Below are 13,370 nucleotides of genomic sequence, written 5' to 3'. Positions count from 1 at the left end.
GGGGATCGCGCGGCGGCCACGGGGGAGGGCCGGCCGGACCGGGCAGGGGAGCCGGGTCCGGCCGCGGCGGCTCAGACGGAGCCGATGACCTCGGCGGCGCCGGGGACGTCGTTGATCGAACGCTGCGCCGGGCCCACGTAGTCGGCGCTGGGGCGGACGAGCCTGCCCGTGCGCTTCTGCTCCAGGATGTGGGCGGCCCAGCCCGCGGTGCGGGCGCAGGTGAACATGGAGGTGAACATGTTGGAGGGGACCTCGGCGAAGTCGAGGATGACCGCGGCCCAGTACTCGACGTTGGTGGCGAGCACCCGGTCGGGCTTGCGGGCGTGCAGCTCCTCCAGCGCGGCCTTCTCCAGCGCGGCGGCGACCTCGTAGCGCGGCGCGTTCAGCTCCTTGGCCGTACGGCGCAGCACGCGGGCGCGGGGGTCCTCGGCGCGGTAGACGCGGTGGCCGAAGCCCATGAGGCGCTGGCCCTTGTCGAGCTCGGACTGCACGTACTTCTTGGCGTCGCCGACCCGCTCGACACCCTCGATCATGTGCAGCACGCGCGCCGGGGCGCCGCCGTGCAGCGGACCGGACATGGCGCCGACGGCGCCGCTCAGCGCCGCCGAGACGTCGGCGCCGGTGGAGGCGATGACGCGGGCGGTGAAGGTGGAGGCATTCATGCCGTGCTCGGCCGCCGAGACCCAGTAGGCGTCGATGGCCTTGACGTGGCTGGGGTCGGGCTCGCCCCGCCAGCGGGTCATGAACCGCTCGACGATGCTGTCGCACTCGTCGACCCGCTTCTGCGGGACCATCGGCTGGCCGAGGCCGCGCGCCGACTGGGCGACGAAGCTGAGGGCGGTCACGCTGGCGCGCGCGAGGTTGTCGCGCGCCTCGGCGTCGTCGATGTCGAGCAGCGGCTTGAAGCCGTACGCGGGGGCCAGCATGGCCAGCGCGCTCTGCACGTCGACGCGGATGTCACCGGAGTGGACAGGAATGGGGTACGGCTCAGCCGGGGGCAGGCCCGGCTGGAACTTGTTGTCGACCAGCAGGCCCCACACGTGTCCAAAGGAGACGCGACCGACCAGCTCTTCGATGTCGACGCCCCGGTAGCGAAGGGCGCCCCCTTCTTTGTCCGGTTCCGCGATCTCCGTCTCGAAAGCTACGACGCCTTCGAGCCCGGGTTTGAAGTCGGACATTCTCGGCCGCCTCCCTTTCTTGAAGTCAAAGCCTTGATGTCGAGATACCGGCGGGTCATATTCAACCCTGTGGGGGAGAGTGGTGTGGCCCCGGACCCACCGGAACGCGATCGTCCCAGGTAGGGGGCGCGCGCATGCTCTTGCTGTCAACCACGGGAGAATACCGAACCGTGGATGCCACATCGCGCCCGCCATCGCTCGCGGGCCTTCGCCGTACCTACGAGGGCGCTCCCCTGACGGAGGGCGACCTCGCGCCCGACCCCGTGACGCAGTTCACCATCTGGTTCGGCGAGGCCCTGGACGCCGGGCTCCCCGAACCCAACGCCATGATCCTCGCCACCTGCTCGGCGGGCGGGCTGCCGACGGCCCGCACCGTGCTGCTGAAGGGCTACGACGAGCACGGGTTCGTCTTCTACACCAACTACGAGTCCCGCAAGGGCCGCGACCTGCGGGAGAACCCACGGGCCAGCCTGCTGTTCCCCTGGCACCCCATCCGCCGCCAGGTGCGGGTGGAGGGCACGGTGACGCGGCTGGCGCGCGAGGAGTCCGCCGCCTACTTCCGCTCCCGCCCCTACGGCTCGCGCATCGGCGCCTGGGCGTCGCGGCAGTCCGCCGTGGTGGGCTCGCGGCAGGAGCTCGACGTCCGCTACGCCGAGCTGGCCGCGCGCTGGCCGGAGGACCCGCCGGTGCCCGACTTCTGGGGCGGGTTCCGGGTCGCGCCGGTGGAGGTGGAGTTCTGGCAGGGCCAGATCTCCCGGATGCACGACCGCCTGCGGTACCGGCGCGCGGGTGGCGGATGGGTCGTGGAACGCCTGGCCCCCTGACGCATTACTCCCTTGTTACTGATATATCCGCATGTATCAGTCTTGAAGAGGGGGAGCTGTGGCGTTCGGGGACATGGTGCGGCGGCTCGCGGTGGACACCCGTCCGCTCGCCGTCCCGGCCTTCCGGCGGCTCTGGGCCGGCCAGGGCGTGTCGTTCATCGGCTTCCAGCTCACCGCGGTGGCCGTCAGCGCCCAGATCTACGACATCACCTCCTCCTCGTTCTGGGTCGGCATGCTCGGCCCGGCCAACCTCATCCCCCTGATCGTCTTCGGGCTGTGGGGCGGCGCCGTCGCCGACGCCGTGGACCGGCGCAGGCTGCTGCTGACCGGATCGGTCATCGCCTGGGCCGCGACGCTCGCCCTGCTGGCCCAGGCCGCCCTCGGCGCCGCGAACGTCGGGCTGCTGCTGGCGACCACGGCCGTGCACGCCACCGGTTTCGCCATCACCGGCCCGACCCGCGGCGCGATCATCCCCAGGCTGATCCCGGCCGAGATGGTCCCGGCCGCCAACACGCTCAACTACCTCGCCGGCGGTCTCGGCAGCGTCGTGGGCCCGCTGGTCGCCGGGGTCGTGCTCGCCCAGGGCGGCCTCGCCGCCGCCTACCTGGCCGACGCCGTGCTGTTCACCGCCGGCTTCTACGCCGCGCTGCGGCTGCCGCGCCTGGCGCCGCTCGGCGAGGTGGCCCGCCCCGGCCTCCGGTCGGTCCTGGACGGCCTGCGCTACGTCTCCGGCCACCCCATCGTGATGATGTCGTTCGTCGTGGACATCATCGCCATGGCCTTCGCCCTGCCCCGGGCGCTGTTCCCCCAGGTCGTGGCCGAGCGGTTCGGCGACTCCCCGATCGCGTTCGGCTGGCTGTCGGCGAGCATGGCGATCGGCTCGGTCGTCGGCGGGCTGATGTCGGGCTGGGTGGGCCGGGTCCGGCGGCAGGGCCTGGCCCTCACGTTCGTGATCGCCGCCTGGGGGCTCAGCGTCGCCGCCTCCGGCCTGGTGGGCGCGCTGTGGGCGATGGTCGCGCTGCTCGCCTTCGGCGGGGCCGCCGACCTGGTCTCCTCGGTGTGGCGGCAGACGATCCTGCAGACGCACGCGCCCGATGACATGCGCGGGCGGATGCAGGGGGTGTTCATGGTCGTGGTGGCCGGGGGACCCCGCCTCGGGGACCTGCGCGCCGGGGCCACGGCCACGTGGTTCGGCGCCACCGGGGCCTGGGTGGGCGGCGGGGTCGCGTGCGCGCTCGCCGTACTCGCGGTGGGGCTGGCGGTGCCCTCGTTCAGGGGTTACCGTGCGGGCACACGCGAGGTATGACCTGTTCGGGAAGCATTGGACATGCTCCGGTGTTGCCGTCCTATGCCACCACGGACTCGATCTCCCAATAGGGTCGGGGTCTGAGACTTCTTCCGTCCCGCGTTGCCCTTCGCGGAACGTCGCGTGATGGACGAGGCATCGAGATAGGACGGAGGAGCCTTGACCGCACACGGCCTGATCGACACTACGGAGATGTACCTCCGCACCATCTTCGAGCTGGAGGAAGAGGGGATCGTCCCGCTGCGGGCCCGGATCGCCGAGCGGCTGCAGCAGAGCGGCCCCACCGTCAGCCAGACGGTCGCCCGCATGGAGCGCGACGGCCTCGTCCGCGTGGAGGGCGACCGCCACCTGGCCATGACCGATCTCGGCCGCACCCTGGCGACGCGCGTCATGCGCAAGCACCGCCTCGCCGAATGCCTGCTCACCCAGGTGATCGGGCTGCCCTGGGAGGAGGTGCACGTCGAGGCGTGCCGCTGGGAGCACGTCATGTCGGAGTCGGTGGAGGCCCGGCTGGTCTCCCTGCTGAACAACCCGACCGAGGACCCCCACGGCAACCCCATCCCCGGCCTCGACGAACTCGGTGTCGAGGGCCCCGGGAACGGCTGGGAGTCGCTGCCGTCGATGGCCGCGCTGGCCGGACCCAGAGATATACCCGTCGTCGTCCGCCGAATTAGCGAACAAGTGCAAAGCGATCCGGCTGTGATGCTTAAACTCAAGCAAGTTGGGATACAACCCGGACGCGAGGTAACGCTCGCGGCGAGCGACGACGGTGTGCGGGTGACAGGTGACGACGAGGCGGAGAACCATCTTGCGGAGCTTCCGCGGGAGATCGCCGCGCACGTCTTCGTCTCCACTCGCTGACCAGGGCCCCTCTGCTTGGTTGGATCCCCCTGGGGAGCCCCTCCGCTTCCACTCCCAGGCCGAGACTGCAGCTGGAGCAACCGTGGTTCGCTTTGCGCACACCCGTCCTCAAGGGGTGGTCACCGGATGAAGCGGTGGGGGGATCTCTCACCGGAAACCGCCGACCACCTCACGGCCGGTTCCGTTCTCGACCACGCCGAGATGGCCGTGGTCGTCACCGACAGATTCAGCAACATCCTCTACCGGAACCCGTTCGCCGAGAGGCTCTTCGGCCGCCCCGCGGCCGCGGCCTCCCGGGAGCAGGCGTTCTCCCTCGGCGTCATGGAGAAGGACCACCCGCTCGCCGGTGAGCTCGCCAAGCACGTCCTCAAGGGCGGGGTCTGGGAGGGCACCTTCGACGTCCGGCGCGGCGACGGGACGATGATCTACGTCCGGGCGCAGGCCGTGCCGCTGCGCCACCCCTCGGGGTCGGTCAGCGGCATCGTCATCACCGCCCGCGAGGCGATGCGCAGCAACGAGCGGGAGAAGGACCGCTTCGGCCTGCTGGAGCGGATCGGCGAGCGGCTCGCCGGGTCCCTCTACGTCGAGGAGACGCTCAAGCGGGTCGCCGAGATGCTCGTCCCGCAGTTCGCCGACCACTGCTTCATCGAGCTGATGGAGGGCGACCGGCTGACCCGCAGGGTCTCCACCCACGTCCAGGGCTGGAGCCCGCCGCCGGACACCTGGGCGCCGCTCGGGGCCGAGATCCACTACCCCCCGGGCCACTACGCCGACATCGCGCTGCGCCGCCAGGAGACGGTCCTGGTCGAGGACTTCGCGCAGACCAACTACCCCAGCCCCGGCGAGGGCAGCACCCGCCTGTCCGCCGAGATCGGGCTGACCTCGGCCATCGTGGCGCCGCTGTGCGTGCGCGGCGAGACCCTCGGGCTGATGTACCTCGGGCTGTCCAACCTCACCGACCGGCGCAGCCCGCACTACGACGCCTTCGACCGCGACTTCGTCGGGGCCATCGCCACCCGCGTCGCCGTGGCCGTGGACAACGCGCTGCTGTTCGAGGAGGAGCGGCACACCGCCGAGTCCTTCCAGAAGTACCTGCTGCCCCCCGCGCCGCTGCCCGAGCTCGACGGGCTGGAGATCGCGGTCCGCTACTACCCGGCGGCCCCGCTCGCCAGCCACGGCCAGGGCATCCAGACCCAGGTGGGCGGCGACTGGTACGACGTCATCCCGCTGTCGGCGGGCCGGGTCGGCATCGTCATCGGCGACGTCGAGGGCCGCGGCGCCAAGGCCGCCGCCGTCATGGGCCAGCTACGGGCCGCGCTGCGCGCCTTCGCCCAGGACGACAAACCGCCCGCGGAGATCCTCGCCAAGCTCGATGAGTGGACCCGCATCATCGCCACCCCCGAGCGCGACGACAGCGGCACCGACGTCAGCGTCCCGCCCATCGTCACCTGCCAGTACCTCGTTTACGACGCCTGGTCGCGGCAGCTCTCCTTCGCCAACGCCGGCCACGCCCCGCCGCTGCTGCTGCACAACGGGGCCTGCCGGGAGCTGCAGATCGAGGAGGTGGGCCAGCCCCTCGGCGTCCGCGCCAAGGGCATGCACGCCGACCTGGTCTACAAGGAGGAGACCCGGACCCTGCCCCCGGGCGCCGCGCTCGTCCTCTACACCGACGGCCTCGTGGACCGCCGCCCGGTGCGCGACGCCGACGGCCGGGCGCCCACCGAGGAGGAGACCTTCGACATCCTCCGCAGGCGGCTCGTCCAGGAGTCCGGCTCGTCGGTGGAGCGCATCGCCGACGCGGCGACGATCGCGGTGCCGGGCGAGATCGACGACGACATGGCGATCCTGGTGGTCAGGTCCGCCCCCGACGACCTCGACGTCGAGGAGCGCACGTTCCCGGCCCAGCCGATCATGGTCGGTGAGGCCCGCCGGATGGCGCTGGACGCCTTCACCGGCTGGAACGTCCCCGAAGAACGCGCCGAGCTGGCCTGCCTGCTGGTCTCCGAGGTGGTGACCAACGTCGTGCTGCACGCCGCCACCGCCAGCGTCCCCCGGCGGGAGCTGCCGATGGACGGCCCCTCGCTGTCGTCCCTGTCGTTCGACGAGTCCTGGGGCGACGGCCCCGACTTCGACGACGAGATCACCGCCGAGAAGGAGTTCACGCTCCGGCTGCGCCGGGGCCGCGACGCGGTCTGGGTGGAGGTCTTCGACCAGGACCTGCGGCTTCCCCGGATCCGCAGCGCCGGGGAGAACGACGAGGGCGGCCGGGGCCTGTACCTCGTCGACCAGCTCGCCAGGCGCTGGGGGTCACGGCCCACCAAGGAGGGCAAGGCCGTCTGGTTCGAGATCCCCACCAAGACCCGCTGAGGCCCCGGTCCACTGAGATCCCGGTCCACTGAGGCCCCGGTCCACTGAGATCCCGGTCCACTGAGGCCCCGGTCCACTGAGGTTCCGGTCCGCCGAGGTCCCGCCGAAGCGCCGTCCCGCCGCCGAACCCTCCCCGGCGGCGTCCGGCTCGGTGGCCCTCCGGTCGCCTCCTCCGCCGGGGCGGCGGTACGGCGCGGGCGGCTGGTCGGTCTCCGCGCGAAGTGCTTGACTCGTGGGCATGGAACTGGCCTTCGAACGGCGCGGGGTGGGTCCGCCCCTGATCCTGCTGCACGGAATCGGGCACCACTGGCAGGCGTGGCTACCGGTGCTCGACCGTCTCGCCGCCGAGCGGGACGTCGTCGCCGTGGACTTCCCCGGCTTCGGAGTCTCACCGCCGCTGCCGCCCGGCACGCCGTACACCCCCGAGGCGCTCGCCGACGCGGTCGAGGCGTTCTGCGGGATGCTCGGCCTGCGTGAGCCGCACGTCGCGGGCAACTCCCTGGGCGGCTACGTCGCCCTGGAACTCGCCGCCCGAGGGGTGGTCCGCACCGCCACCGCCCTCTCCCCGGCCGGGTTCTGGAACCGTACCGAGCTGGCCTACGCCCGCGCGGTGCTCCGGGCGGCCAGGTCGCTGGCACGCGAACTGCCGGCCGGACGCGCCCGTCCCCTCGCCGAGCACCGGATCGGCCGGACGCTGGCGATGGGCCTGATGACGGCCCACCCGGACCGGCTTCCCGCCGAGGCGATGACGGCCGCCACCGAGGCGCTCGCCGGAGCCCCGGGGTTCGACGAAGCCCTCGACGCGTTCCTGTGGACGATGCCGCCCGCCCCGCCGAAGGTGCCGATCACCATCGCCTGGGGCGAGCGCGACCGGCTGCTGCCCCGGCGCCAGGCCGTGCGGGCGGCCCGGTGGTCGGGACAGCGGGTGCGGCTGCTGCGGGGGTGCGGGCACCTGCCGATGAGCGACGACCCCGGACTGGTCGCCCGCGTCATCCTGGAGGGCTCCTCCGGCTGAACCCGCGCCGGGGGTGTACGGCGCGTGGCCGGGTTTCCGGCACCTGACGGAAGGTACGGCGCGCGGCCGGGCTTCCGGTGCCTGTCGGAAGGTACGGTGCTCGCCCCGGCTCCGGAGCCTGTCGGGAGGTACGGCGCGTGGCCGGGCTTCCGGTGCCTGTCGGAAGGTACGGTGCTCGCCCCGGCTCCGGAGCCTGTCGGGAGGTACGGCGCGTGGCCGGGCTTCCGGTGCCTGTCCGGACGTACGGCGCGCACCCCGGCTCCGGAGCCTGTCCGGACGCATGACGCGTACCCCGGGCGTTCCGGTCCACCCCGGGGAGGACGGGCGTTCTCCGGCCCTACCGGGTTCCGTGGCGGCGGTTGCGCAGCGCCGCCACTCCCGCGACCACGGCGGCCAGCGCGCCCGCCGTCACCGCCGTCGCGGTGTGGTGGCGCTGCTGCACGGCGGTGCCGGCCAGGCCCCAGACCAGCGTGGCGGGATAGGAGATCGAGCGGGGCCCGGCGGCGGTCACGGCCGTGGCGACGGCCCCGGTCACGGCCAGCGCCGGGACCGCCCAGCGGCGCTGCGGGTCGGCCGTCGCGGGGCCGTCGACGGTGCCGTCGAGCACCGAGATGGCCGACGCCAGGGTGAGCCAGCCCGCGAACCCGGCGAGCGGTTCCCGCACCGCCCAGCGCCACCCGTCCCGCCGCCCGCGGTCCCCGCGGGAACCGTCTCCGGCGGCGTCCGGGGTGCCGGGGCGCCCGGCTTCTCCCGCGCTGCCCGTGTTCCCCGAGCCGTTCCCTGAGGCGTTCCCCGAGTTGTTTCCCGAGCCGTTCCCCGAGTCGTTTCCTGAGGCGTTCCCCGAGCCCCCGATGGGAGCCCAGGAGCCGGTCCCGCCGCCGAAGGGACCCTCGGTGGCCTCGGCCCACTTCCGCTCCTCGGGGGTGTCCCGGCCGGTGAGGGCATAGGCCGCCATCGCGGCCGCCCAGGTGACGCCCACCAGGGGCAGGAACGCCCGGGTGCCCTGCGCGCGGCTCCACAGGCCCGCGCCGAGGTAGCCCAGCGCGGCGGGCAGGGCGAGGCGGCCGAGGACGTGGTCGGCGCGCCGCCGCGGCATCGCCTGGTAGGCGGCGTAGGCCAGCGAGCCCGCGTAGATCGGACCCCAGATGCCGAAGGCCCGGCTGGGCGGGACGATCGCCGACGGCGACCGGTTCGCGTCGCCGTAGTTCCCGGTGGCCCCCAGCGTCAGGCCGGTCACCACCGCCCCCGCCGTCAACGCCTGCCGTGCCGCGCCCTGCCGCATGCCGTCTCCCATGTCCCCGAATCCACCGCGAGTGGCCCGGCGAGACGTGTCGCGTCTCGGTCGACCGGGTTCCCGCGTGCCGCGATGGCCCTTCCGACGGGCTCACTTCCCCGGACGGGCCCGCCCATTCGGCGCGGGCCGGTGGGCGGCGGAAACGGCCGGCGTGGGCCGGCTCGCGGCCGGCCCGTCCCGGCGGCACGGCGGACCACCGGAAACGCCCGGCCGGCGGGCAGGGCCGGCTGACAGGGCCGATCACCGGCCGGGAGGTCCGGGCGCGGTCAGCGGAACGTCCGGCCCCACAGGGCGAGGACCACCAGGATGAACACGATCACGATGCCGGCGTAGCCGACGGGGCCGAGCCGCAGTGCCCGCCGCACCCGGTTGAGACCCCAGGCGAACAGGATCGCCAGGAAGATCAGCAGAATCAGCCCGCTGTCCATCGCCACCGCCTCAGGGAGTCCACGCAGACCAGTATGCGTCGACGGAGCCGATCACGCGGCGGGTAACGGCCGGATGCGATCACATGAGATCGTTGCGCCTCATGAACGCTTCACCGAAGGTATCGCGCATCCTGCCGGCCGCCGTCCTCGCCGTCGGTCTCGCGGCCGGTCTGACCGCCTGCTCCGGTGACGGTGACGGCGGGGAGTCGGCCGCGCCGACTCCCGCCGTCTCGGCGACCGAGTCTTCCGCGGCGCCCGAGACGGCCTCGGAGCCGCCCGCCACCGCCCTGCCCACCGTGACGGCCACGCTCACCGCCTCGCCCGCCGCGACGCCGAGCGTCTCCGGCATGCGGGGGCTGGACGGGGACCTGGTGGGGGACGTGCAGCTCCAGGGAAGCGGCGCGATCACGGTGGCCCCCGAGGGTGAGGCCGCGCGGCAGGCCGAGCTCATGCCGTTCACCGAGGTGCTCGACGTGCAGGGCGGCATCTGCACGAAGGGTTCGCTTCCGCACCGGTGCACCACGGATGAGCTCCGCAAGGCGCTCAAGGCGGGGAAGTCCCTCTACGCCAAGGTCACGGTCAAGGACGGCTTCGCCATGCGGATCGAGGAGATCGTCCCGGACTGACCGGGGGACGCCGGGGCGGGCTTCGGGAACCGGAGCGGGCCGGAGCGGACGCGTCCACCTCGGGGCGGGGGACGGCGGCGCCCGCCGGGGCGGACGACCGGGGTGCGGAAGCCGAAGGGCCGGCCTCCGGGCCGGAAGCCCGGAGGCCGGCCGGAACCTCAGAAGCCGAAGGAGCGGCCGATGATCTCCTTCATGATCTCGGTGGTGCCGCCGTAGATGGTCTGGACGCGGCTGTCGATCCACGCCCTGGCGACCGGGTACTCCAGCATGTAGCCGTAGCCGCCGTGGAGCTGGAGGCAGCGGTCGATGACCCTGTTCTGCAGCTCGGTGGTCCACCACTTGGCCTTGGCCGCGTCCACGACGCCGAGCTCCCCGGCGTTGAGCGCCCGGACGCACCTGTCCACGTAGTGGCGGGCGATGTCGACCTCGGTGTCCAGCTCGGCCAGTACGAACCGGGTGTTCTGGAAGCTGCCGACGCTGCGGCCGAAGGCCGTGCGGTTCCTGCAGTACTCGATGGTCGTCCGCAGCACGGTCTCGGCGGCGGCCACCGCCGCCACGGCGATCGACAGCCGCTCCTGCGGGAGGTTGGCCATGAGCTGGTAGAAGCCCTGCCCCTCCTGCCCGCCCAGCAGGTTGGCGGCGGGGACCTGGACGTCGTCGAAGAACAGCTCCGCCGTGTCCTGGGCGTGCATGCCGATCTTCTCCAGGTTGCGGCCCCGGGTGAAGCCCTCCATGCCCCGTTCGACGACGAGCAACGAGATGCCCCGGGCGCCCGCGTCCGGGTCCGTTCTGGCGACCACGACGACGAGGTCGGCGTTGATGCCGTTGGTGATGAAGGTCTTGGAGCCGTTGACGACGTAGTGGTCGCCCTCCCGTACCGCGGTCGTCCGTACGCCCTGCAGGTCGCTGCCCGCGCCGGGCTCGGTCATCGCGATGGCGGTGATCAGCTCGCCGCTGACGAACCCGGGCAGCCAGCGGGCCTTCTGCGCGTCGTCCGTCAGGCCCAGAAGGTAGGGGGCCATCACGTCGTTGTGCAGGGAGAAGCCCAGACCGGACGCGCCGGCCGCGATGATCTCCTCGACGATCACGGCGTTGTAGCGGAAGTCGGTGATGCCGGCTCCGCCGTACTCCTCGGGCACCGCGAAGCCGAACATGCCGACCTCGCCGGCCTTCTTCCACACCTCGCGGGGGACGATGCCGTCCTTCTCCCACCGGGCGTGGTGCGGGACGACCTCGCGGGCCAGGAACTCGCGCACGGTCTCGCGGAAGAGCAGGTGCTCCTCCTCGAACAGGTCTCGCTGCATCGACGGATCCTCCCGGGGCGGTCCTGGGGTCTGCGTAACAGAATACGATTCTGTTGTCGCCTCGGTACAGCCCGGCCGGCGTCGTCGGCGCGGTTCCCGTCCGGGCCCCGACCGGCCGGAACGCGCCGCTCCCGCCGGGTGTCCTCCCGGGGAACGGCGCATCACAACTGCGCCACGGTCCCCTGTGGATTCGCTGATCCCGCTGCGCCAAAGATGTCGAAAACCGTACGATCTACCCTTGGTTTGCTATGGGTGGCCCCAAAACAGCGGCCCCGGCGATCGGAGTGTTGTGGTGGTTCGGTGGCGGTCCAGGCTGAGCAAGCCCGTCGCGGTCTCGATGCTGGGTCTGCTGGGCGGGGCACTGGTCGTGCTCCCCTCGGGACAGGCGAGCGCCAACACCGCCGAGCTGGTGGTCGACTACCAGTGCACCGGTGACGGTCCGGACAGCATCGCGCAGAGCGGCCCGGTGCGTCTGCGGACCCGGGTGTCGGTGCCGACGACGCTGACCGTGGGCCAGCCGCTCAACGTCGGCTGGAAGCTCGGCTACCTCGGCATCGCCAGGTTCGGCTCGCCCGGCTACTTCGCGCCCGGCGCCGCGGTCACCGCCACCGGCACCGTGGCGCTGTCGGGTGTCTGGAGCGGGAACCTGAAGCCGGTGGGCGCGGTCGAGCAGCCCCATCAGCTCCAGCCGGGCACCATCCTGAAGCTCCCCGAGGCGATCTCCGACTTCGCGCACACCGACCAGGCCGGGACGCTCAAGGTCACGCCGCGGAACATCGTGGTGGACTTCACGCCCCCGGCCGGCGAGGTCATGGTCAACGACGACGACCCCCGGGTGATCTACTCCGGGGGCGGCTGGAAGGACAGGAACAACCAGCCGGTCGAGCACAACGACTACCAACGCGACCTGCACCGCACCGTGGAGAAGGAGGACTCCGCCTCCTTCACGTTCACCGGCACCGGCATCGAGTACGTCGCCCAGCGCGACTACCGCGCCGGGAAGGTCCGCTTCTACATCGACGGCCAGGCCGCCACCCCCGCCTACGTCGACGCCTCCAAGAAGGCCGACGGCTCCCCGTCCACCGACGCCGGCAAGGGCGGGCTGACCCTGTGGCGTTTCCGCGGGCTGAACTACGGCAAGCACACCATCCAGGTCTTCAACGACGAGCAGGGCAAGTGGGGGCAGCTCGACGCGTTCCGGGTGATCACTCGGGAGCTGGCCGCCCCGCCGAAGGCGCACCGGGCCACCTGCAAGATCGTCAGCAACCCGGTGTCGGTGAACGTCGTCATCTCGGACCCCTCGTCGACCACCCCGCCGCCGAACACCACCCCGCCGACCTCTCCGAGCCCGACGGAAGACCCGACCACCACGCCGACGGGCGGCCCGACCACCCCCAACCCGCCGACGTGCCTCCCGACGAACCAGCCGCTCGTCCCCACGGTCACGCCGACGCCCACCCCCACCCCGACGAGCACGCCGACGGCGACCCCGGATTCCACCGCGACACCGACCTCCACGGAGGACGCTCCCGCCGTCGCGGATGACCCGAACGTGGCTCCGGAGGGCTTCGACAAGGCCGCGAGGACCCCCACCCCGCCGGAGACGCCCACGCCGACCGACCCGCCGACGGAGCGGATGCCGATCGCCCCGACGCTGACCCCGGCCCCGACGCAGACGCCGACGTGCCCGCCGGCCACCCCCACGAACACACACACGAGTACGTGGAGCCCGACGCCTACCCCGACATGCGTCATCATCACTCCCACGCCGACGCCCACCTCGACGGTCACGCCGACCCCTACCCCCACCGTCTCGTGCTCGCCGACGGCGACCCCCACGCAGACCACGCCGACCCCCACGCAGACCACGCCGACCCCCACGCCCACGCCGACCCAGAGCAACAACGCCAACGGCAACACGTCGACCCCGAAGCCGACGCTGACCGTGACGGCGACCGTCACCCCCACCAGGACCGCCCCCACCACCCCGCAGGTGGCGATCACCCCCTCGGGCGGCGCCCAGACCGGTGAGGCTCCCGAGGAGGAGGGCGGCCCCTCGGGTCTCATGCTGGTCGGCGCCGGAAGCGCCATGCTCGCCGGCAGCGGGATGGGCGGCGTCGTGCTCGTACGGCGGCGCGCGGCACACGCCCGCGACCGGAGTTAGGTA

At 72.5% G+C, this 13,370-nt stretch carries 11 protein-coding genes; 7 read left to right on the top strand and 4 right to left on the bottom strand.

The window, feature by feature from the left end:
- Nucleotides 1-71: 71 nt before the first annotated feature.
- Complete coding sequence (locus tag IEZ10_RS18625) at nucleotides 72-1,178, bottom strand: citrate synthase 2 (protein ID WP_189247785.1); 1,107 nt, start codon at nucleotides 1,176-1,178, stop codon at nucleotides 72-74.
- 170 nt (nucleotides 1,179-1,348) lie between these two features.
- Between IEZ10_RS18625 and pdxH the strand changes: the two genes are divergently transcribed.
- The 5 genes from pdxH (at nucleotide 1,349) to IEZ10_RS18600 (ending at nucleotide 7,551) form a co-directional block, all read left to right on the top strand.
- Nucleotides 1,349-2,002, top strand: coding sequence for a pyridoxamine 5'-phosphate oxidase (gene pdxH / locus IEZ10_RS18620; protein ID WP_229811399.1), 654 nt, complete (start codon nucleotides 1,349-1,351; stop codon nucleotides 2,000-2,002).
- Between the two features lie 58 nt (nucleotides 2,003-2,060).
- A complete protein-coding gene (locus IEZ10_RS18615; protein WP_229811398.1) occupies nucleotides 2,061-3,308 on the top strand; it encodes an MFS transporter in 1,248 nt (415 codons plus the stop codon).
- Between the two features lie 159 nt (nucleotides 3,309-3,467).
- A complete protein-coding gene (locus IEZ10_RS18610; RefSeq protein ID WP_179819737.1) occupies nucleotides 3,468-4,169 on the top strand; it encodes an iron-dependent transcriptional repressor DtxR in 702 nt (233 codons plus the stop codon).
- Nucleotides 4,170-4,295: 126 nt separating this feature from the next.
- Nucleotides 4,296-6,536 carry an ATP-binding SpoIIE family protein phosphatase gene (locus IEZ10_RS18605; protein WP_189247783.1) on the top strand — a complete coding sequence of 747 codons (2,241 nt, stop codon included), beginning with the start codon at nucleotides 4,296-4,298 and terminating at the stop codon, nucleotides 6,534-6,536.
- A 238-nt stretch (nucleotides 6,537-6,774) separates the two neighbouring features.
- Nucleotides 6,775-7,551: an alpha/beta fold hydrolase gene (locus IEZ10_RS18600; RefSeq protein WP_189247782.1), complete on the top strand. Its 777-nt coding sequence runs from the start codon at nucleotides 6,775-6,777 to the stop codon at nucleotides 7,549-7,551.
- Nucleotides 7,552-7,888: 337 nt separating this feature from the next.
- Here the strand turns inward: IEZ10_RS18600 and IEZ10_RS18595 are convergent, their stop codons facing one another.
- Complete coding sequence (locus IEZ10_RS18595) at nucleotides 7,889-8,845, bottom strand: TspO-related membrane protein (RefSeq protein WP_189247781.1); 957 nt, start codon at nucleotides 8,843-8,845, stop codon at nucleotides 7,889-7,891.
- A 266-nt stretch (nucleotides 8,846-9,111) separates the two neighbouring features.
- Nucleotides 9,112-9,273: a hypothetical protein gene (locus tag IEZ10_RS18590; RefSeq protein ID WP_189247780.1), complete on the bottom strand. Its 162-nt coding sequence runs from the start codon at nucleotides 9,271-9,273 to the stop codon at nucleotides 9,112-9,114.
- 101 nt (nucleotides 9,274-9,374) lie between these two features.
- Between IEZ10_RS18590 and IEZ10_RS18585 the strand changes: the two genes are divergently transcribed.
- Nucleotides 9,375-9,899, top strand: coding sequence for a hypothetical protein (locus tag IEZ10_RS18585; protein WP_189247779.1), 525 nt, complete (start codon nucleotides 9,375-9,377; stop codon nucleotides 9,897-9,899).
- Between the two features lie 158 nt (nucleotides 9,900-10,057).
- Here IEZ10_RS18585 and IEZ10_RS18580 read toward each other — a convergent pair whose 3' ends face one another.
- On the bottom strand, nucleotides 10,058-11,203 hold the full coding sequence (locus IEZ10_RS18580) for an acyl-CoA dehydrogenase family protein (RefSeq protein WP_189247778.1): 1,146 nt from the start codon (nucleotides 11,201-11,203) through the stop codon (nucleotides 10,058-10,060).
- Between the two features lie 292 nt (nucleotides 11,204-11,495).
- Between IEZ10_RS18580 and IEZ10_RS18575 the strand changes: the two genes are divergently transcribed.
- On the top strand, nucleotides 11,496-13,367 hold the full coding sequence (locus tag IEZ10_RS18575) for a hypothetical protein (protein WP_189247777.1): 1,872 nt from the start codon (nucleotides 11,496-11,498) through the stop codon (nucleotides 13,365-13,367).
- The last annotated feature ends 3 nt before the right edge of the window (nucleotides 13,368-13,370 follow it).

It is taken from the genome of Streptosporangium pseudovulgare (genome assembly GCF_014648055.1).
GTDB classification, from domain to species: Bacteria; Actinomycetota; Actinomycetes; order Streptosporangiales; family Streptosporangiaceae; genus Streptosporangium; species Streptosporangium pseudovulgare.
This window is presented reverse-complemented; position numbering and strand designations above follow the sequence as displayed.